We start from the raw sequence: 20,662 nt of genomic DNA on the forward strand, positions 1-20,662 counted from the left end.
TCACCAATCAAACCAAGAAGAAAAACAGCAGCGCTACCACCGCTACAAACAACATCACTGCTGAAGACACCAATAGCGCCGAAACTCTCGCGTAGCCTTTTACATCCGGCAGGGTCATCGCCCTGCCCCACGAAACCATAGTCGATGACGCATGATAGGCCGAGTACACATAACAGATCGCTTTTACGTCGCCAGCGGAGGCGGCCAATATCGTCATGACCAGCGTAGCGATCGTCAATAAGCCTGACATGGTCGCCTGAAACCTGAAGTCTTTGGCATAGATTAACAGGCTATAAGGGATAAATCCGAAAGCCCCGATCGCAACACCGGGTAAAAGTATCGCGAGATAGGCTGAAATCAGCTCGTTATTAGCACCTGGCCCCACCCAAAGCGTGATGAGAGGTTCACGGAACCACCAGAGTACAAAGGTCGGTAGCGCGGTCACTACGAAGACCGAGATGGTGAACCTGATAATTATCTTACGCGCGTCACTGCGCACTCCGCTCGCTGCTGTACGCAGCATGATCGGTTGAAAATACTGGCTGACTGGCCCTGCGAGAATCGAAATCGGGGCCATGCAAAGCAAGCTGGCGAGGTAATAGGGCGCGACACTGGCAGCAGAAGTAAAAAATGAGATGATTGGTTTGTCGAGCTGCGTCACCGCGGCACCCGCCGCAGAGAAGATAACCAGCGCACCACCCGCCTTCGTGAGGTTGAATGCTTCAGAAAAAGATGGCCAATCAGCCTTTTGGACCCCGAGTGATGTATCTGACAGATCTTTTATCAAGATCAGTCGAGACACCCACCAATGAATAATCGTAGTTACCAGTTGGGTGTATATGAACACATCCAGAGTCGCTGAAAACACGTACATTGCAATGACAGTTAAGGCTGCTCTTAGCGACACACCTATCACCTGCAAAGCGCTACCCGATATATATTGCCTGTTGGCGATCAGCATCGAATAGTAAAGGTTTTGCAGCACCAAAAACCAAAACAGTAGGACTACCGCAACGATCGCCCCCCAGCTGATGCCCAGCTCAGTAATAAACAGCTTGACGCCCACTGCAACAAAAAACAAAAACCCATAAAATCCAGCGAGACTAAGCTCCGCACTTCTAAGCAACTTGATTAAGGGGGATTTATCTTTGTCTGATACAGAAACCTCCCTTCCCAGCAGCGTTGACATCCCCAAGTCCATCATCACCAGAAGGGCTTGAAAGGACAGAATCACCGCGATGCTGCCAAACTGACTCGCACCGAGCATACGGCTATAAATAGGTAAAAAAACAAAAGCTACCAATAGGCTGGACGATCGCCCAGCGTACAGCATCAGCATCCTGCTAATAACGGACATATTCATCATTTCGCACAATCGGTCATAGTATCCGCAGGGCCTCTCAGTGCGCCCTTCAAAGACGCTGTGACCGTCAGCAAGTCATCCTCATCGAGCCACCAACCACATGGCACACCTATTATATGATGCTGAAGGAAATCGGTGTTCGGCAGATATTGCGGCGCCGCGTCAAACCCACTGTAGATATCGTTTCTTTGATGAATACTTGAAACCATGACTCCGGACTGCTTGAGCCGGCAAATCACTTCATCTCTATTTTCAACAAAAAACAGTAACACCCAATAGGCGGATTGATCACCCTCCAATACAGGCACAGGTGTCAAACCGTCTATATCTCTGGTTAACCCCAGCAACGCTTTGGCATTAGCCTGTGTAGCTGCCTGCCGGGACTGCAAGGATGTCATTTGAGCATATCCCATCGCCGCGCACATATTATTCAGCGTCATGCTCCAGCCAATTTCTGGCACATCCGAGCTGCTATTTATCTCGCCAATAGCTGATCGAAAAGTGCCGAAGTCGATACCAAAGCGCCGTAGTTTGCGGGCTCTATTCGCCATGTCAATACTTCGGCATGCCAGCGCGCCACCTTCAGTGGTATTGATCTGTCGGTTTGGATAAAACGAATAAATGGCAAAGTCACCGTAAGCGCCAACCGGTAGCGAAGCGTGCATAGCAGACAAAGCGTTATCACAGTCTTCTATCAAGACAAGATTATGCTTCTTGCATATTTCTGCTATTTCACGGGCTGGCCCAGGATAGCCAGCAACATGATATAGAATAACAGCTCTAGTCTTTGGCGTGATCTTCGATTCGAGGTCTGCAACGTCCATGGTAACCGAGCGCGGGCTAACATCCACCCAGACAGGAACCGCTTTACTCTGTGCAATTGCTGAGTTGGTGGAGAGACAGGCAAACGCCGTGGTGAGCACCTCATCCCCATCCTTTACACCAGCCAAATACAGAGCAAGATATAAAGCCGTCGTCATATCGATGGTAGAAACTACATGGGGCAAGCCGGCAATTTTTTCCAACTCGGACTCAAACTTTTCCACCCACTCTCCGCCCGCGATTCTCCCGGAACGTAAAACTTCCACAGCAGCCTGCTCCATTTCAGGAAGCATGACCGAGTTATACAGAGGGACGTTGTTGAGCATAGTCAAATCTCTAATCAGCCGCGTTTCAATGCCGTAACAATTTTCTCACGATCCTCATCCGAGACCCACCAACCGCAAGGTACATGAATCAATTTTTTATAGAAAGCGTCCAATTGTGGCATCGGCCTCACGAACTCTTTGAATACCGAATGAAAGTGATTGGGACGGTGCAACTTCGACGCCATTACGCTCTCTTCAGCCAAGATACGCTCAACATCATCCGAATCATCCGCTAGTAGCGTATAAAGCCAGTAGGCAGACTGTGCATTGGCTTCATACTTAGCTGGCTGAAGTCCAGGGATATTCTGTAATGCCTGATCCAGGTATCGGCCGTTAGCTTGATGCCGCTTCAACAGTGGCGTTATATATTCAAGTTGCTTGAGCCCGATAACGGCCGCCACGTTATGCATGTTGTATTTGTAACCCACGCGCGTTATATCGACTTCGGTGCGAGGAACGCCCTTGGCCAATCCAAACCAACGCAAGCGACGCGCCTCTGCAATTTTCGCAGCATCCTTCACCACCAAGGCACCGCCGTCCACGGTAGTCATGTGCTTGATCGCCTGAAAGGAGAAGATCGAATAATCACCAATCGTTCCAATGGACTGATTTCCATAAGACGCGCCCAGTGCATGGGCGCAATCTTCTATCAGACAAAGCCCGTGACGATCGGCTATGGATCGCAGCTCAGTCAACCGCGCAGGATATCCGGCATAATGGACAACACAAATAGCTTTTGTATTCTCTGTAATCAGGGCTTCCACAGCTGAGGGGTCAAGATTACCTGTCAGACTGTCAACGTCTGCGAAAATTGGCTTGGCACCCATTTGTAGAATCGTCGTATTCGTCGGCTCAGCCGTCATTGAGGTGGTGATGACCTCATCCCCAGGCTCGATCCCGCCAAGCAGCATAGCCAAGTGCAAGGCGGCCGTACCGCTGCTCGTGGCGACTACATTCTGGAGACCAAACAATTGCGCAAATGCCGCTTCGAATTGATAAACAAACTCGCCCTCTCCAATCATTCCGCTATAGAGCACCGCTTCCAAGGCGGGCATCAGTACCTCTTTGGGAGGCATTGCGACCTTAACAATAGGTAACATTGGAAGACTACTAGACATTCATTTAGATCCGATCAATAAGTTTAATAGGGTGCACTTTCAAGGGACGGCTTGTTAACCACTTGATCATTCGAACCGCTCCCGGCACAAGATCAACTCTGAAGCCTCTTTTAGTCAACTCCGCCACCAATGTACTCTGTGCGCAGACATTGATGACCCAAGGCTCTGCTATAACAGCCTGGATCAAACTCGCCACCTGCGAGTCCTCCCCTTGCCACTCGGCCAAGGTTACGCGATTTGCTCCGCCTAAAAGAATCAACTCAGCGCATTCGCTTTTAATCCGTTTCCCATGTAAAGCAAACGGCGGAAGACCACGTTCTCGGTCGTGCTTATCCGAGCCAGGCCAGTCGCTCGTTACGTATTCAATATTTTCAGCACACTCGCTAGGGAGATAGATCGACCCTATTGAGTCTTGCTCGTCAAAACGGAAGCCATGCCGGTCGTAGATGCCTGGTTTCTGAGTCCAGAGCACCAATGCGGATAGACCATTATGCATAGCATGGTCCATCGCAGCCGACATCAATTCAACACTCAAGCCTGCCCCCCTCCACTCCTCATGTACGCAGACTAAGCCGATCAGTCCTACCGACTCACCGGTGGGTAGCTCAATTACCCTGATAATCAGAGCGGCTATGGCAGACTCCAGGTTGGAGGGGTCTCTGATTTCAAGGCAAGTCACTTCCCGATCATTTTCCAACCAAGGAAAATGGACCTGCAAGCTAACCCCACGGCCACGAGAGGAAAAGAAAACATCCCAGAATAGCGCCCGGGCAGCCTCAGAGGCCCCAGCACGCGCGATCACATCAGACATTATGAGTGCCCGACCTTTGAGTGACGATCGGCCACTCCACAAGCGTCGCCAGCCAGATAAACTTCACAGGCACCAAATTCGACACCATTCTCGCTCCCTCAAAAACTGCTTAGAGAATTCCCCTGACCATTCTCAACGTTTAAACATCAAGAGTGATAGCAAGCGGTATCCAATTTTGAACCAACACTCAGTGTAGCGGGTGAAGAAATCAGTCAAATTTACTGATCGGGTGCCATTTGATAGAAGCTTAAACAGGAGCCGACCAAACCTGCACAGGGACGGTGCCAGGCCAGCGAGCGTAAAGCGCGCCCGAAACAGAGCAAAATGCGATGATCTCGGCCTGTCGGATTGGATACGACGCGAACGAGCGAGTTCCGAAACCAAACCAAAAAGTCGCTCTCACCCTCACAATTGCTCAGTGACTTTAATGCCTGGCATTGCTCGCCCCTCTCTACAGTGCTTACGGCACTATTTTTCTCGGCTCGCAATCGACAGTTGGGCGCCCGCAAGTGAGCTTGACGCACGCAGCCTATTCCGCGAGTTAATCCCTGAGGTTTCGAAAAGATAACGGCCCAACACTACTACCAATCCTAACAGGAGGCCAAGTGCCAGGCCTGCAAGAATGATCAGTGTCTTTTTAGGCCGAATTGGCGCCAAAGGCTCCAGTGCTCGTTTATCCACCGTCACCAGCTTGAGCCGGCTTATGTCGATACTGAGTGCGGACAGGCGGGCCTCTTCGGCCCTGAGAGACTCCACACCACCTAGAAAAATATCTTCATTATCGCGCCGGCCCAATACTTCTGCCTCGCGGTTAGCCTGCAGCAGTTGAAGCTCTTTTGCGATCTGGGCAATTCGACCATCGGTAAAATCATCAGACTTACGCTGCGCCAACGCTGAGCGCTCAGCCTCGAGAGCTTCGACACCCATGAAGTACAACGGAATCTGCTGATTATTGATTTCAGTACGCATGGTCCCAGTCGAACTGGCTCGATCCGAGTCGCCAAGCGATGAGGGCGTAGTAGGCTTGCGTATCCCAAGTGACTTGGCAATGCCGATCGCCTCCGTAAGCTGTGCGATACGATCCCCACGCAACGCCTTTAGCTGCGCACGCAAAGCCTTGAGCTCATCCTGCAATTGCGCGCGGCGCAAATTATCAGTCTCTCGCAAAGCCGCAATCTTGGCCTCTTTTCCAATTTGGTAACTGGAACGAGCAGCCTCCAACTTGCCCTTGAGCTCACTCAAGCGATTTTTAACGATTACACGCAGATCGCCAGCAATTTGGTCTCGCTCAGTGGCGATGGCGTAATCAACAAACCCGTTGATAATCGCGACACCATCAACCCCCTGCGGGTATGTCATCTCGACGCCAATAAAGGAACTGAGAGCATCTACCTTTTTTGGATCAGTGAGAATAAGACGAATGGAGTTGCGATTAAACTCTTCGAAGCTTTGCTCCAACGTTCTGCCGGGGCGCTCAAACGCCTGAAAGAGCTTTGGATTGGAACGGAAAAACCCCAACCGGGTGTCGTAGGACTCCAGAGAAGCCCCCACCCTGATGAGTGCTGCACTAGGCGGCAGTTGATAAATTTCCGAGCGATTAAGCGCGTCGAGTTCGTTGATCGCAGCAGGTCGCAGCACGCTGCTGACCTCATACTCCGGAACCACTGAATAGGCATAAAAGCCAGCCAGCAACCCAAAAACAATGGACGCGCCTAAAATTAATTTCTTATGCAGCCAGGCAGCGCGCATGAGTTGCGCAAGATCAATTTCGTCGGACGGGGGTACCGGCGGAGCGCGGAAGCTACTACTCACAACAAAAACCTGCCTTCAAAGAGAAACTGCGGGCTCGTTATGCAGACAAGATTGTGTGTGTACTTTTATTTTAGTTGGATGACCGCTAAAAACTCAGCGTCTCTGCCAAATTTTTAGCGCACAAAATGCCCGTTATCGAGAACAGATTCCATTTTGCCATCTCCCAGCCATAATACAAGTCTTGAATTCCTATAGGAACTTTCCTAAAATTCGAAAGAAAAATCGCTTTAGCCCCTCTCCCAGACACAAACATGAAAAAAATTCTAAATCAGCCCCACGCCATTCAATAAAATGGACACGCACGCCCCCTCCCTTGATTCAGCATCCCGATCAAATGCGGCGTGAAAAGCTTTGTGGAAGATATTTATCTGACAGGCGGTAAAAGCTGCAGCCTACAAAGCCGGTGAACGAGCTAGTGACAATCCACTCTAAACCCGCTCTGCCCTCATCGCCCCACCTCTTCTACCGCGGATGAAGATAGCAATCAGCGGCCCAATCAACATCCCCAAAATCAAAGCCACCACCACAAACACCGCCACCGGCATCTGCGCAGTACTCCACCCCAGGAATGACAGCGCCACGCCCTGCTGGTTCTCCAGCACAAACGCCAGAACCACCAAAGCCGCAAGCACTGCAATCAACACCGCAACAACGCGCTTAACCCCACGCATACTCTTCTCCTTCCCCAAAAACACTCAGACGCCTTCTTCCTCTTCTTCGTTCACCCGATCGCGCAATTCCTTGCCCGGTTTGAAGTGGGGAACGAATTTGCCGTCAAGGCTGACGGATTGGCCGGTTTTTGGGTTGCGGCCTACGCGCGGTGCGCGGTAGTGCAGGGAGAAGCTGCCGAAGCCGCGGATTTCGATGCGATCTCCGGTGGCCAGGCATTGGGACATTTGCTCAAGCATGGTCTTGATAGCCAGCTCCACATCCTTGGATGAGAGCAGCCCTTGATGGGTGACAATTCGTTCGATCAACTCCGACTTCGTCATATTTTTCCCTTCTTTTTCAAGCAGCTAGGAAAAGCGCTCCGAAGGTTTTAGCATGAGTTGATGAATTTGAACAGCCCATGTATCAACTTATGTGAGGCTGAATAAACACGCTCAGCGAGCGGTCAACCCCTTACTTACAGATCACCAACATGGTCCGCGTCACCGCGCCAGCAGGGTTCCAGCCGAACAGGTAGTCGCCCTCTTCGTCCTCCGCATCACTGGAGCGGGTAATGACCTTATAGCCCTGCATCTTGCACTCACGGGCGGCGCGTTTTTCGCATTTTTCCCACTTGTTACCCAAGCCAGAGCAGTCGATCTCGATGCCGCTGACGCCACGCTTGGCGTGGGTCTTGGCGCTGGTAGAGGAGCAGCCTGCAAGCGCCAGCAAAGCGAATACTACGATAATTCTGTTCATTCAAACCCTTATTGAGTCAGCAACGCGAAATAGCCGTTTTTAAAACTATAGTCAGTTCTGACATTGGGCTGAACACCTTCGTTCGGTGCAGTTGCTTCATCAAATTTCAGGCACAAAAAAGGGCGACCGAGGTCGCCCTTTTTCTACAGCTTTACAGAACTTAGTTCTGCTTAGCCATTGCCTGGCGCAGCAGTGCCGCCATGGTGGTGTCAGCAGCAGCTTCCGGAGCAGCTTCTTTCAGGCTCTGGATAGCTTCTTTCTCTTCCACTTCGTCCTTCGACTTGATGGAGAGCTGAATCACGCGGCTCTTGCGGTCAACGCTGATGATCTTGGCTTCTACTTCCTGGCCTTCTTTCAGAACGTTGCGCGCGTCTTCAACGCGGTCACGGCTGATTTCGGAGGCTTTCAGAGTCGCTTCGATATCGTCGGCCAGAACGATGATGGCGCCTTTGGCGTCAACTTCTTTCACAGTGCCTTTAACGATGGCGCCTTTGTCGTTCTCTTGAACGTACTCGGAGAACGGATCGCTTTCCAGTTGCTTAATACCCAGGGAGATGCGCTCGCGCTCTGGGTCAACCGACAGGATAACGGTGTCCAGCTCGTCGCCCTTCTTGAAACGACGAACAGCTTCTTCGCCAACTTCGTTCCAGGAGATGTCGGACAGGTGAACCAGGCCGTCGATGCCGCCGTCCAGACCAATGAAGATACCGAAATCGGTGATCGACTTGATGGTGCCGGAGATTTTATCGCCCTTGTTGAACTGGCCAGAGAAATCTTCCCATGGGTTAGATTTGCACTGCTTGATGCCCAGGGAGATACGACGACGCTCTTCGTCGATGTCCAGAACCATAACTTCCACTTCGTCGCCGACTTGTACGACTTTCGAAGGGTGGATGTTCTTGTTGGTCCAGTCCATTTCGGAAACGTGTACCAGGCCTTCCACGCCTTCTTCCAGCTCTGCGAAGCAGCCGTAGTCGGTCAGGTTGGTAACACGCGCGGTTACGCGAGTGCTTTCTGGGTAACGAGCCTTGATAGCAACCCATGGATCTTCGCCCAGCTGCTTCAAGCCCAGGGAAACGCGGTTACGCTCACGATCGTACTTCAGAACCTTGACATCGATCTCGTCGCCAACGTTGACGATTTCGGAAGGATGCTTGATACGCTTCCAAGCCATGTCGGTAATGTGCAGCAGGCCATCGACGCCACCCAGATCGACGAATGCGCCGTAATCGGTGAGGTTCTTGACGATACCTTTGACTTGTTGGCCTTCCTGCAGGGATTCCAGCAGAGCTTCACGCTCGGCGGAGTTCTCTGCTTCCAGCACGCTGCGACGGGAAACGACAACGTTGTTGCGCTTCTGGTCGAGCTTGATGACTTTGAATTCGAGTTCTTTGCCTTCCAGGTGCGTGGTGTCGCGCACTGGACGAACGTCGACCAAAGAACCTGGCAGGAACGCACGGATGCCGTTAACGTCGACAGTGAAGCCGCCTTTAACCTTACCGTTGATAACGCCCTTGACCACTTCTTCAGCTGCGAAGGCTGCTTCGAGAACAATCCAGCATTCAGCGCGCTTGGCTTTTTCACGGGACAGCTTGGTTTCACCGAAACCGTCTTCAACCGAGTCCAGAGCAACGTGAACTTCGTCACCGACATTGATAGTCAGGTCACCAGCATCGTTGTAGAACTGTTCCAGCGGGATCAGAGCTTCAGACTTCAGACCAGCGTGAACGGTTACCCAGCGAGCTTGGTAATCGATATCAACGATAACACCGGTGATGATGGAGCCTGCCTGAAGGTTCAGGGTTTTTAGGCTTTCTTCAAAGAGTTCCGCAAAGCTTTCGCTCATTTTAATTCCTGTTGATAAGGGCGAAGAATACGCCCATCTCCACACCCCAGACGGTGTGGGTCAGTTTCAGTTAAAAGAAGCCACCGCAGGACTATGACTGGTCCCCTGCGGCCTTCTTGATCACCCGGCGATATCGCGAATGGCGATTTCACTCATGATGCGTTCCAGCACCTGCTCGATGGACAGCTCCGTGGAATCCAGCTGTATGGCGTCAGCCGCCGGTTTGAGCGGGGCTACCGCACGCTGGGTATCACGCTCATCGCGTGCACGGATCTCATCTAGCAGACTCGACAGACTAACACCATCGACTTTGCCCTTCAACTGCAAGTAACGGCGGCGTGCCCGCTCCTCGGCGCTGGCGGTCAGGAAAATCTTCAGCGGCGCCTCGGGAAACACCACCGTGCCCATGTCGCGGCCATCGGCCACCAGGCCCGGCGCCTCCTGGAATGCGCGCTGGCGCTGCAGCAGCGCCTCGCGCACGGCGGGCAGCGCAGCCACTTGGGAGGCGCCCGCGCCGATACTCTCGGTGCGAATCACATCGCTGACTTCATCACCTTCCAGAATGATGCGCTGCAACTGACCCTCGGTCGCCGCAATGAACTGCACATCCAGATGGGCGGCAAGCTTCGTCAGCAATTCTTCGTTGGTCAGGTCAACACCATGGTTGTGCGCAGCAAACGCCAGCAGGCGGTACAGCGCGCCAGAATCCAGCAGGCACCAACCCAGGCGCTTGGCCAGAATGCCAGCGATTGTGCCTTTGCCCGAGCCACTAGGCCCGTCGATGGTAATCACCGGTGCTTTGATATTCACAATTGAGCCTCTTGGGCAACACGGATGCCGACTTGGGCACACAGTGTCAGAAAGTTCGGAAAAGACGTAGCAACATTGGCGCAGTCAAGGATACGAATAGGCGCCATCGCCCGCAGGGAAGCCACACTGAACGCCATGGCAATCCGGTGATCGCCATGGGCATGCACTTCACCGCCGCCCATCGGGCCACCGTCAATGATAATCCCATCAGGCGTGGGTTCACACTTCACGCCCAGGGCCAACAGACCGTCGGCCATCACCTGGATACGGTCGGACTCCTTGAGCCGCAACTCCTCGGCACCGCGCAAAACGGTGCGACCTTGAGCGCAGGCTGCGGCAATAAACAGCACAGGGAACTCATCAATCGCCAACGGCACCAGGGCCTCTGGAATTTCGACGCCCTTGAGCGCGGCGGCACGCACACGTAGATCCGCAACCGGCTCGCCGCCCACCTCGCGCTGATTTTCGAGGGCGATATCAGCCCCCATCAGCCGCAGGATATCGATTACCCCGGTGCGGGTCGGGTTGATACCGACATGCTCCAACAGCAGCTCGGAGCCCTCGGCAATCGAGGCCGCCACCAGGAAAAACGCCGAAGACGAAATATCCCCCGGCACTTCAATACGCGTAGCGGTCAACCCAAGCCCCGACGCCAGCGACGCCGTCGCGCCCTGCACCGCCACCGGGTAACCAAAGCCGCGCAGCATGCGCTCGGTATGGTCGCGGGTCGGTGCTGGCTCGGTCACCGAGGTTTTACCCTCAGCGTACAACCCCGCCAACAACAGGCAGGATTTCACCTGGGCACTGGCCATGGGCAGTACATAGTTCAAGCCTTTTAGCGACTGCCCACCACGAATGCTCAGTGGCGGACGCCCGTCCGGCCCGGTTTCGATGATCGCGCCCATTTCCCGCAGCGGCTTGGCTACACGGTTCATCGGGCGCTTGGACAGCGAGGCATCGCCGGTCAGCACGCTGTCAAAGCTCTGCGCCGCCAATACACCGGCCAACAGGCGCATCGATGTGCCGGAATTACCCACATAGATCGGCCCCGGCGCAGCCTTCAGGCCATGCAGGCCGACACCGTGAATGGTCACGCGCCCATGGTGCGGGCCCTCGATCACCACGCCCATGTCGCGAAAGGCCTGCAAGGTCGCCAGGGCATCTTCACCCTCAAGGAAGCCCTCCACCTCGGTCACACCTTCGGCCAACGACCCCAGCATGATCGAGCGATGAGAGATCGACTTGTCACCCGGCACGCGGATGCGCCCGCTCAAGCGGCCACCCGGGCTGGCGATGAAGGTCAAGTCATCGGTGCTCACTGCGGTTTCCATGTAGGCCCGGCGCGCGAGGATCTTGCTGAAATGTTCACGCGCCACCCGCGCACGGGTGAACACGCCCAGCAGTTGATGGCCGTCTCCCGCATCCACCGCGTCGCGCAAGGCGTCGAGGTCACTGCGGAAGGTGTCCAGAGTGCGCAACACCGCTTCGCGATTGGCGAGGAAGATGTCGTGCCACATCACCGGATCGCTGCCGGCAATCCGCGTAAAATCGCGGAAGCCGCCGGCGGCGTAGCGGAAAATCTCGAGGTTCTCGTTGCGCTTGGCCAACGAATCCACCAAGCCAAATGCCAGCAGATGCGGCAAGTGACTGGTCGCTGCCAACACTTCGTCGTGACGCTCGACCTGCATATGCTCTACATCCGCGCCCAGCTCGCGCCAGAGACGATCCACCACTGCCAACGCCGTGGGATCGGTTTGCGCAAGCGGCGTCAGGATGACCTTATGCCGACGGAACAACTGCGCATTGGATGCCTCCACCCCGCTCTGCTCGGACCCAGCGATTGGATGGCCCGGCACAAAGCGCGGCGGCATCCCACCAAACGCCAATCGTGCCGCACGCACCACGTTGCCTTTGGCGCTGCCCACATCGGTAAGAATCGCTTGCCCGAGGTCCATACCAGCCAGTACCGCCAGCAATTTCTCCATGGCAAGGATCGGCACGGCGAGCTGGATCACATCCGCGCCCTGGCACGCAACGGCCAGGTCCGCTTCACAGCGGTCCACCACGCCCAACTCCACCGCCAACTTGCGCGACTGCGGGTCGAGGTCCACGCCCACCACTTCGCCACACAGCCCGCTTTCACGCAGGCCCTTGGCGAAGGAGCCACCGATCAACCCCAGGCCGACCACCACCAGGCGACCGATCATAGGCACAGCAGGTTGCAATGCAGTGACATCAACCACGGGCCAGAACCTTGGCCAACGCCTCAAGGAAGCGGCTGTTCTCAGCCGGCAGACCGATGGTGATACGCAGATGGTTCGGCATGCCGTAGTTGGCCACCGGGCGCACGATCACGCCCTCGCGCAGCAAGCCCTGGAACACCGGCGCAGCCACCTGGCCGAGGTCGACGCAGATGAAGTTGCCCTTGGACGGAATCCAGCCCAGGCCCAGCTCACGAAAACCTTCCTGCAATTGCAGCATGCCGCTTTCGTTGAGGCGACGGCCTTCTTCCAGGTATTCGGTATCCTGCACCGCCGCACAGGCGGCCGCCAGGGCCAGGCTGTTAACGTTGAACGGCTGGCGCACGCGGTTCAGCACATCGGCTACCACGGGCGTGGACAAGCCATAACCGACCCGCAACGACGCCAGGCCATAAGCCTTGGAGAACGTACGCGACACCAGCAGGTTCGGGTAGGCCGCGAGGAAATCCAGGCCATCGGGCAGGTCGCTGCCTTCGGCGTACTCGATGTAGGCTTCGTCCAGCACGACCAGCACATGCCCCGGCACGTCCTGCAGGAATTCGTTCAGTGCCTGCTCGTCAAACCAGGTGCCGGTCGGGTTGTTCGGGTTGGCGATAAACACCACGCGAGTCTGGGCATCGATGGCCGCCAGCATCGCCGGCAAGTCATGGCCCCAGTCCTTGGCAGGAATCACGCGAGCATCCGCCCCCACCGCCTGAGTCACGATCGGGTAGACCGCAAACGCGTGCTCGCTGAACACCGCATTCAAGCCTGGCGCCAGGTAAGCACGGGCGACCAGCTCAAGGATGTCATTGGAGCCATTGCCCAGGGTCACCTGGTTCAGCTCGACCCGGCACTTGTCCGCCAGCAAAGACTTGAGCGCAAAACCGTTGCCATCGGGATAACGGGTCAGTTCGGCCAGCTCTTCACGAATCGCCGCCAACACTTTTGGGCTAGGGCCCAGCGGGTTTTCGTTACTCGCCAGCTTGACGATTTTGGACGGGTCCAGATTCAACTCGCGGGCCAGTTCGTCCACAGGCTTGCCTGGAACGTAAGGCGAGAGTTGTTGCACGCCCGGCTGCGCCAGGGCGAGGAAGTTGCCACTCATGTCAAAGCCTCACAAAACCGCTTTCGGGTAAGAGCCCAGCACCTTGAGTGCCACGGCTTCCTGACTGATTTTCTCCAGCACGCCCTTGACCAGAGGGTCGCGGTGATGGCCCATGAAGTCGATAAAGAATACGTAGGTCCACTTACCGCTGCGCGAAGGACGAGTCTCGATGCGCGTCAGGTCAATCCCGTTGTCGTGGAACGGCACCAGCAGCTCATGCAGCGCGCCGGGCTTGTTGCTCATGGAGACGATGATCGAGGTCTTGTCGTCGCCGGTGGGCGGCACTTCCTGGCTGCCGATCATCAAAAAGCGCGTGGAGTTATCCGGGCGATCTTCGATCTTTTCGGCCAGGCGCGTCAGGCCGTACAGGCCGGCAGCCATATCGCCGGCAATCGCCGCCGAGTTCCACTCACCCTTGACCCGCTTGGCCGCCTCGGCGTTGCTGGACACCGCAACGCGCTCTACATTCGGGTAATGGGCGTCCAACCACTTGCGGCACTGGGCCAGGGACTGGGCGTGGGAATAGATACGGCTGATGCTGTCGGTCTTGGTGTTTTCACCCACCAGCAGGTGGTGGTGGATACGCAGCTCCACCTCACCGCAGATGACCATGTCGTGCTCAAGGAAGCTGTCCAGCGTGTGGTTGACCGCGCCTTCGGTGGAGTTTTCCACCGGCACCACGCCAAAATTCACCGCACCGGCCGCGACTTCACGGAAGACTTCGTCGATGGCCGCCATCGGCTTGCTGATCACCGCATGGCCGAAGTGCTTCATGGCTGCCGCCTGGGTGAAGGTGCCTTCAGGGCCGAGGTAAGCCACTTTCAGCGGCTGCTCCAGCGCCAGGCACGAGGACATGATTTCACGGAACAACCGCGCCATCTCTTCGTTGCCCAACGGGCCCTTGTTGCGTTCCATCACACGCTTGAGCACCTGGGCTTCACGCTCGGGCCGGTAGAACACCGGCACTTCGCCTTCCGCCAGGGACGCCATTTTCACCCGGGCCACTTCCTGGGCGCAGCGCGCGCGCTCACTGATCAGTTCCAGGACCTTCTCGTCCAGACTGTCAATGCGTACGCGCAGGGCCTTGAGTTCTTGCTCAGACATTAGCCGTGTTCCTTCTCGAACTCTGCCATGTAGGCAACCAGCGCATTGATGGCGTGGATGTCAACGGCGTTATAAATGGAGGCGCGCATGCCACCCACCGAGCGGTGGCCCTTGAGGTTCAGCAGGCCGCGCGCGTCGGCGCCGGCCAGGAACGGTTTGTCCAGGCGGTCGTCGGCCAGGCGGAACGGCACGTTCATCCACGAGCGGTCGCTGAGGTTGATCGGGTTGCTGTACAGGCCGCTGGCGTCGATAAAGTCGTACAGGACGCGCTTCTTCTCTTCATTGAGCTTGCCCATGGCCGCCACGCCGCCCTGCTCCTTGAGCCATTCGAACACCAGGCCCGACAGGTACCAGGCAAACGCCGGCGGGGTGTTGTACATCGAGCCGTTATCGGCCGCGACCTTGTAGTTGAGCATGGTCGGGCACACCGAGCGGGCGCGACCCAGCAGGTCTTCGCGGATGATATTGACCAGGATGCCGCTCGGGCCGATGTTCTTCTGCGCGCCGGCGTAGATCATGCCGTACTTGGACACGTCGATCGGGCGCGAGAGGATGTCCGAGGACATGTCGCACACCAGCGGAACGTCACCGACTTGCGGCACCCAATCAAATTCCAGGCCGCCGATGGTTTCGTTCGCGACGTAGTGAACGTAGGCCGCGTCCTTGGTCAGCTTCCACTCGTTCTGACCGGGAATGGCGAAGTAGTCGTAGGGCTTGGCGGTGCCCGCCACGTTGACATGGCCGTAGCGCGAGGCCTCCTCAATGGCCTTCTGCCCCCAGATACCGGTGTCGATATAGTCGGCAGTGCCGCCTTCGGGCAGCAGGTTCAGCGGTAACTGGGCGAACTGCTGGCTCGCACCACCCTGCAAGAACAGCACTTTGTAATTGGATGGGATGTCCAGCAGGTCGCGCAGGTCCTGCTCGGCCTTGTTGGCGATAGACACGAACTCATCGCTGCGATGGCTCATTTCCATCACGGAGAGGCCTTTTCCATGCCAGTCGAGGAGTTCACCCTGCGCACGCTGCAGGACTGCTTCAGGAAGCGCCGCGGGACCGGCACAGAAGTTATAGGCTCTCTTGCTCACATCCAATCTCACTCTGATCTGGTGGGGCTGCAATCATGTCAGCAACGCCCTCGTTCTGGAGCGGACATCTGTGGGAGCTGGCTTGCCTGCGATAGCAGCGCCGCGGTATCACTTAATGACCGAGGCGCCTGTATCGCAGGCAAGCCAGCTCCCACATGGACCGCGTCCAGGCAAAGGGCGCTGTATTTCATACGGGACAAACAACAAGGGGGCGAATCTTCATCCGCCCCCTGTGTGTCCGCTTATTCCTGCGGTTCTTCTTCGTCTGCGGCAGCGTCGAGGGTTGGCTCGTCAACGTTGTCATCGCCAGCTGCGATCACCTCGCCTTCAAATTCCTCACCTTCGAGCTCTTCACCTTCGACTTCCGAAGGCTCCTGCACACGCTCCAGGCCGACCAGTTTTTCGTCCTTGGCCAGCTTGATCAGGGTCACGCCCTGGGTGTTACGGCCCAGGCTCGACACTTCCGCCACACGGGTACGCACCAAGGTGCCCTGGTCGGAAATCAGCATGATCTCCTCGCCATCGAGCACCTGCACCGCGCCGACCAGACGGCCGTTGCGGTCGTTGCTGACCATGGCAATCACGCCCTGGCCGCCACGCTTGTACTCCGGGAACTCACTGATGGCGGTACGCTTGCCATAACCACGCTCGGACGCGGTGAGGATCTGGCTGCCTTCTTCCGGGATCAGCATCGAAATCAGCTTCTGCCCTTCCGGCAGGCGCATGCCGCGTACACCCCGGGCGGTACGGCCCATGGCACGCACGTCGGACTCCTTGAAACGTGTGACCTTGCCGCCGTCGGAGAACAGCATGACTTCGCGCTCGCCATCAGTGATGGCTGCGGAAATCAGCACGTCGCCTTCATCCAGCTCCAGGGCGATCAGGCCCACGCTGCGTTGACGGCTGAAGGATTCCAACGGGGTCTTCTTCACGGTGCCTTTGGCGGTGGCCATGAAGATGAAGTGGCCTTCGGTGTATTCCTCGACCGGCAGCATGGTAGTGATGTATTCATCACTGTCCAGGGGCAGCAGGTTGACCAACGGACGGCCACGGGCAGCGCGGGAGGCTTCCGGGATTTCGTAAGTCTTGAGCCAGTACACCTTGCCCTTGCTGGAGAACAGCAGCAGCGTGGTGTGGCTATTGGCGACCAGCAGGTGAGCGATGTAGTCCTCATCCTTCACGCCGGTAGCCGATTTACCTTTACCGCCACGACGCTGGGCCTGATAAGCAGCCAGCGGCTGGGTCTTGGCATAGCCGCCGTGGGAGATGGTCACCACGCGCTCTTCTTCCGGGATCATGTCACCCAGGGTCAGGTCCAGGCGCGCATCGAGGATTTCGGTGCGGCGCACGTCGCCGTATTCGGCGCGGATCACTTCCAGTTCTTCGCGGATCACTTCCATCAGGCGCACGGCGCTGCTGAGGATGCGGATCAACTCGCCGATCTGGTTGAGGATCTCCTGGTACTCGGCCAGCAGCTTCTCGTGTTCAAGGCCGGTGAGGCGGTGCAGACGCAGTTCCAGGATGGCCTGGGCCTGTTCTGGCGACAGGAAGTACTTGCCTTCACGCAGACCGTATTGCGGGTCCAGGGTCTCGGGGCGGCACGAGTCGGCGCCAGCGCGCTCAACCATTGCGACCACGGCGCTGGATTCCCAAGGCGTGCTGATCAGCGCTTCCTTGGCTTCCGACGGGGTTGGCGAGGCCTTGATCAGGGCGATCACCGGGTCGATGTTCGACAACGCAACCGCCTGGCCTTCCAGGATATGGCCGCGCTCGCGGGCCTTGCGCAGTTCGAACACGGTACGGCGGGTCACTACTTCGCGACGGTGACGCACGAAGGCTTCCAGCAGGTCCTTGAGGTTCAGGATGCGCGGGCGGCCGTCGATCAGGGCAACCACGTTGATACCAAACACGCTTTGCAGCTGGGTCTGAGCGTAGAGGTTGTTGAGGATCACCTCAGGCACTTCGCCGCGGCGCAGCTCGATGACCACGCGCATACCGTCCTTGTCGGACTCGTCGCGCAGCTCGGTGATGCCTTCCAGCTTCTTCTCTTTAACCAGCTCGGCGATCTTCTCGATCAGGCGTGCCTTGTTCAGTTGGTAAGGGAGCTCGGTGATGACGATCTGCTGGCGGCCACCGACCTTGTCGATATCTTCGATCATCGAGCGGGCACGCATGTAAATGCGCCCGCGGCCAGTGCGGTAGGCTTCGATGATGCCGGCGCGACCGTTGATGATCGCGGCGGTCGGGAAGTCCGGGCCGGGGATGTATTGCATCAGCTCATCGACGGTCAGCTCAGGGTTGTCGATAAGGGCCAGGCAACCGTCGATGACTTCACCGAGGTTGTGCGGCGGGATGTTGGTGGCCATGCCCACGGCGATACCGCTGGAACCGTTGACCAGCAGGTTGGGAATCTTGGTGGGCATGACAGCCGGGATCATTTCGGTGCCGTCGTAGTTCGGCACCCAGTCCACGGTTTCTTTATGCAGGTCGGCCAGCAGCTCGTGCGCCAGCTTGGTCATGCGCACTTCGGTGTATCGCATGGCTGCGGCGTTGTCGCCGTCCACCGAACCGAAGTTGCCCTGGCCGTCTACCAGCAGGTAGCGCAAGGAAAACGGCTGCGCCATCCGAACGATGGTGTCGTACACCGCAGTGTCGCCGTGAGGGTGATACTTACCGATCACGTCACCGACAACACGGGCAGATTTCTTGTACGGCTTGTTCCAGTCGTTACCCAGCTCGCTCATCGCGAACAGCACACGCCGGTGCACGGGCTTCAAGCCATCGCGCGCATCAGGCAGTGCCCGACCGACAATTACGCTCATCGCGTAGTCGAGGTAGGACTGTTTCAGCTCGTCTTCGATATTGACCGGGAGGATTTCTTTGGCCAGTTCGCCCATGAGAAGCCTGATTCCTTTTTCGGGTGAAACCTCGTCACATCCATTCGGGACGAACGAAGCTCGCCGCTGCCGGCACGGTGCCTGACAACGACTTACGACAAATCAACGAGTTATGACACGGATCTGCACGTTATAGGCAACCCCTCGGGGCAGCCCTGGAAACCGCCGGATGTTATCACAATCGCCGCCACGCACCTATCCCCCTGATGCGCATGGAGGCTAGTAATTTGACGGATGACAGGCTTGAAGGGGACGAGAGGGGCTCAGAGGCGCGATGGTGCTTTTTTGCGAGGGTGGAATGCAGACGTTTTGTTGACTTCAAGGGCCGATCGCAGGCAAGCCACCACCTTTGATTTGTGAATACAGTTAAAGGTGGGAGCTGGCTTGCCTGCGATGGCGCCCCCACAGGCACCCACACACTCAATGCAGCCGCTTACGGCACATCAACTTGGCCAGTTTGGCAGTGTCTGGCCGCTCGACAATGCCTTTTTCGGTGACGATCACGTCAATCAGGTCCGCAGGCGTCACATCAAATACAGGGTTAAGCGCCGCGATATCCAACCGCTGCCCATCCACCTCAAGCAACTCACCCGTATCGCGCTGCTCCAGCGCAACATCCTCCCCCGTAGCCATCATCAAATCGAGGGTCGAACTTGACGCCACCACCATAAAGCGCACGCCATGGTGCATGGCACAGACGGCCAGTTGATAAGTGCCGATCTTGCTGACCACATCGCCATTGGCCGCAACACAGTCAGCACCCACCACCACCCAGGTCACGCCTTTGGTCTTGAGGATATGCGCGCCCGCGGAGTCGGCATTCACCGCCACCGGGATGCCCTGGCTCGCCAACTCCCACGCCGTCAGACGCGAGCCTTGCAGCCATGGACGGGTTTCATTGACATAGACCTGCTCGACCAACCCCTCCAGATACGCCGCGTGAATCACCCCGAGGGCTGTGCCAACGCCGCCGGAAGCCAACGCGCCGGCATTGCCATGGGTAAGGATCGCCTGGGCATTGCCCTGATGCTTGCGAATCCGCTCCATACCCAGCTGGGCCATGACCACATTGGCTTCCCGATCACTCTCATGGATCGCGACGGCTTCGGCCTCCAGCACCACCAGCGGGTCGGCGTCCTGCTTGAGGCGATCCAGGCGGTCGCGCATGCGCTGCAAGGCCCAGAACAAATTCGATGCGGTCGGCCGGGTGTGGGCCAGCAAGGCGTAGTCTTCTTCCCACGCGGCCTGCCAGTCACCGCCCTCGGCGATGCGCTCGCGGGCGGCGAGCACCAAGCCATAGGCAGCGCAGATGCCGATGGCCGGTGCACCCCGCACCACCATGGTGCGAATGGCGTCGGCCACCGCTTCAACGGTACCGCAGGCCACCCAATGCTCCCGGGACGGCAAAACACGCTGGTCGAGCAGGTGCAGCGCGCCATCACGCCATTCGATGGCCTTCACGTTCTCTGCAGCCAACAGTCGGTCGCGCATCCCTTACCCCGCACTCATGAACAAAAGCCGCCGATTATAGCGATCCGCCAGCCGGGACGCTCGGGTATACTTCGCCCTTCTTTTATAGCTGCCTGGGAAGAAGCCTGCGATGACCTCCACTGCCGCCCCGCTCGACTTGTTGCTGCTGCCGACCTGGCTGGTACCCGTCGAGCCCGCTGGGGTGGTGCTCAAGGAGCACGGCCTGGGTATCCGCGATGGCTGCATTGCCTTTATCGGGCCACGGGACGCGGCGTTGAAGCTGGCGGCGCAAGAGGTGCGTGAACTGCCCGGCATGCTGCTCAGCCCCGGCCTGGTCAATGCACACGGCCATGCAGCCATGACCCTGTTCCGCGGCCTGGCCGACGATTTGCCACTGATGACCTGGCTGGAAAAGCACATCTGGCCAGCCGAAGCCAAATGGG

Annotated in this window: 16 protein-coding genes and 1 pseudogene; 1 reads left to right on the forward strand and 16 read right to left on the reverse strand. The window is 57.0% G+C overall.

The genetic code is table 11. The features are described 5' to 3' along the window. Positions 1 to 7: 7 nt before the first annotated feature. The 16 genes from APH41_RS23875 to mtnA all read right to left on the reverse strand — a co-directional run bounded on the left by APH41_RS23875 (position 8) and on the right by mtnA (position 20,240). Positions 8 to 1,363: a lipopolysaccharide biosynthesis protein gene (locus APH41_RS23875; protein ID WP_172415458.1), complete on the reverse strand. Its 1,356-nt coding sequence runs from the start codon at positions 1,361 to 1,363 to the stop codon at positions 8 to 10. After that, positions 1,363 to 2,511, reverse strand: coding sequence for a DegT/DnrJ/EryC1/StrS aminotransferase family protein (locus tag APH41_RS23880; protein ID WP_054921875.1), 1,149 nt, complete (start codon positions 2,509 to 2,511; stop codon positions 1,363 to 1,365). The genes APH41_RS23875 and APH41_RS23880 overlap by 1 nt, the downstream gene beginning before the upstream one ends. A 14-nt stretch (positions 2,512 to 2,525) precedes the next feature. Continuing rightward, positions 2,526 to 3,566 (reverse strand): DegT/DnrJ/EryC1/StrS aminotransferase family protein, encoded by a 1,041-nt coding sequence (locus APH41_RS23885; RefSeq protein ID WP_198862922.1) that lies wholly within the window; start codon positions 3,564 to 3,566, stop codon positions 2,526 to 2,528. 67 nt (positions 3,567 to 3,633) lie between these two features. Then, positions 3,634 to 4,440, reverse strand: coding sequence for a GNAT family N-acetyltransferase (locus APH41_RS23890; RefSeq protein ID WP_054921880.1), 807 nt, complete (start codon positions 4,438 to 4,440; stop codon positions 3,634 to 3,636). A 468-nt stretch (positions 4,441 to 4,908) separates the two neighbouring features. Next, positions 4,909 to 6,252: a Wzz/FepE/Etk N-terminal domain-containing protein gene (locus APH41_RS23895; protein ID WP_072446741.1), complete on the reverse strand. Its 1,344-nt coding sequence runs from the start codon at positions 6,250 to 6,252 to the stop codon at positions 4,909 to 4,911. Between the two features lie 428 nt (positions 6,253 to 6,680). After that, positions 6,681 to 6,923 (reverse strand): LapA family protein, encoded by a 243-nt coding sequence (locus APH41_RS23900; protein ID WP_054921884.1) that lies wholly within the window; start codon positions 6,921 to 6,923, stop codon positions 6,681 to 6,683. A 24-nt stretch (positions 6,924 to 6,947) separates the two neighbouring features. Continuing rightward, positions 6,948 to 7,244, reverse strand: a complete 297-nt coding sequence (gene ihfB, locus APH41_RS23905; protein WP_003189779.1) for an integration host factor subunit beta — start codon at positions 7,242 to 7,244, stop codon at positions 6,948 to 6,950. A 130-nt stretch (positions 7,245 to 7,374) separates the two neighbouring features. Next, positions 7,375 to 7,659, reverse strand: a complete 285-nt coding sequence (locus tag APH41_RS23910; protein WP_034126690.1) for a lipoprotein — start codon at positions 7,657 to 7,659, stop codon at positions 7,375 to 7,377. A 160-nt stretch (positions 7,660 to 7,819) separates the two neighbouring features. Further along, the gene (gene rpsA / locus APH41_RS23915) at positions 7,820 to 9,505 is read right to left on the reverse strand and encodes a 30S ribosomal protein S1 (protein ID WP_003189774.1); all 1,686 of its coding nucleotides are present in this window, start codon (positions 9,503 to 9,505) and stop codon (positions 7,820 to 7,822) included. A 120-nt stretch (positions 9,506 to 9,625) separates the two neighbouring features. Further along, entirely contained in the window at positions 9,626 to 10,315 is a 690-nt protein-coding gene (cmk, locus tag APH41_RS23920) for a (d)CMP kinase (protein WP_003189772.1), read from the reverse strand. Next, complete coding sequence (locus APH41_RS23925) at positions 10,312 to 12,522, reverse strand: bifunctional prephenate dehydrogenase/3-phosphoshikimate 1-carboxyvinyltransferase (protein ID WP_054921894.1); 2,211 nt, start codon at positions 12,520 to 12,522, stop codon at positions 10,312 to 10,314. The genes cmk and APH41_RS23925 overlap by 4 nt, the downstream gene beginning before the upstream one ends. Before the next feature lie 28 nt (positions 12,523 to 12,550). Further along, complete coding sequence (hisC, locus tag APH41_RS23930) at positions 12,551 to 13,663, reverse strand: histidinol-phosphate transaminase (RefSeq protein WP_054921886.1); 1,113 nt, start codon at positions 13,661 to 13,663, stop codon at positions 12,551 to 12,553. Positions 13,664 to 13,672: 9 nt separating this feature from the next. Further along, complete coding sequence (gene pheA / locus APH41_RS23935) at positions 13,673 to 14,767, reverse strand: prephenate dehydratase (protein WP_032902668.1); 1,095 nt, start codon at positions 14,765 to 14,767, stop codon at positions 13,673 to 13,675. Then, complete coding sequence (serC, locus tag APH41_RS23940) at positions 14,767 to 15,852, reverse strand: 3-phosphoserine/phosphohydroxythreonine transaminase (RefSeq protein ID WP_054921888.1); 1,086 nt, start codon at positions 15,850 to 15,852, stop codon at positions 14,767 to 14,769. The genes pheA and serC overlap by 1 nt, the downstream gene beginning before the upstream one ends. A gap of 242 nt (positions 15,853 to 16,094) precedes the next feature. Next, positions 16,095 to 18,749, reverse strand: a complete 2,655-nt coding sequence (gene gyrA, locus APH41_RS23945; RefSeq protein ID WP_032892792.1) for a DNA gyrase subunit A — start codon at positions 18,747 to 18,749, stop codon at positions 16,095 to 16,097. Positions 18,750 to 19,169: 420 nt separating this feature from the next. After that, complete coding sequence (gene mtnA / locus APH41_RS23950; protein ID WP_054921891.1) at positions 19,170 to 20,240, reverse strand: S-methyl-5-thioribose-1-phosphate isomerase; 1,071 nt, start codon at positions 20,238 to 20,240, stop codon at positions 19,170 to 19,172. A gap of 109 nt (positions 20,241 to 20,349) precedes the next feature. Here mtnA and APH41_RS23955 point away from each other — a divergent pair. Further along, positions 20,350 to 20,662 (forward strand): annotated as a pseudogene (locus tag APH41_RS23955) (TRZ/ATZ family hydrolase); the annotation flags it as partial.

Source organism: Pseudomonas sp. NBRC 111138, assembly GCF_001320835.1.
Classification (GTDB): Bacteria; Pseudomonadota; Gammaproteobacteria; order Pseudomonadales; family Pseudomonadaceae; genus Aquipseudomonas; species Aquipseudomonas paracarnis.

What these genes read in the sequence shown, in the direction of transcription:
- APH41_RS23875 (WP_172415458.1), bottom strand. Translation starts at nt 1,363, where the DNA reads ATGAATATGTCCGTTATTAGCAGGATGCTGATGCTGTACGCTGGGCGA.
- APH41_RS23880 (WP_054921875.1), bottom strand. Translation starts at nt 2,511, where the DNA reads ATGCTCAACAACGTCCCTCTGTATAACTCGGTCATGCTTCCTGAAATG.
- APH41_RS23885 (WP_198862922.1), bottom strand. Translation starts at nt 3,566, where the DNA reads ATGCCCGCCTTGGAAGCGGTGCTCTATAGCGGAATGATTGGAGAGGGC.
- APH41_RS23890 (WP_054921880.1), bottom strand. Translation starts at nt 4,440, where the DNA reads ATGTCTGATGTGATCGCGCGTGCTGGGGCCTCTGAGGCTGCCCGGGCG.
- APH41_RS23900 (WP_054921884.1), bottom strand. Translation starts at nt 6,923, where the DNA reads ATGCGTGGGGTTAAGCGCGTTGTTGCGGTGTTGATTGCAGTGCTTGCG.
- ihfB (WP_003189779.1), bottom strand. Translation starts at nt 7,244, where the DNA reads ATGACGAAGTCGGAGTTGATCGAACGAATTGTCACCCATCAAGGGCTG.
- APH41_RS23910 (WP_034126690.1), bottom strand. Translation starts at nt 7,659, where the DNA reads ATGAACAGAATTATCGTAGTATTCGCTTTGCTGGCGCTTGCAGGCTGC.
- rpsA (WP_003189774.1), bottom strand. Translation starts at nt 9,505, where the DNA reads ATGAGCGAAAGCTTTGCGGAACTCTTTGAAGAAAGCCTAAAAACCCTG.
- APH41_RS23925 (WP_054921894.1), bottom strand. Translation starts at nt 12,522, where the DNA reads ATGATCGGTCGCCTGGTGGTGGTCGGCCTGGGGTTGATCGGTGGCTCC.
- hisC (WP_054921886.1), bottom strand. Translation starts at nt 13,663, where the DNA reads ATGAGTGGCAACTTCCTCGCCCTGGCGCAGCCGGGCGTGCAACAACTC.
- pheA (WP_032902668.1), bottom strand. Translation starts at nt 14,767, where the DNA reads ATGTCTGAGCAAGAACTCAAGGCCCTGCGCGTACGCATTGACAGTCTG.
- gyrA (WP_032892792.1), bottom strand. Translation starts at nt 18,749, where the DNA reads ATGGGCGAACTGGCCAAAGAAATCCTCCCGGTCAATATCGAAGACGAG.
- mtnA (WP_054921891.1), bottom strand. Translation starts at nt 20,240, where the DNA reads ATGCGCGACCGACTGTTGGCTGCAGAGAACGTGAAGGCCATCGAATGG.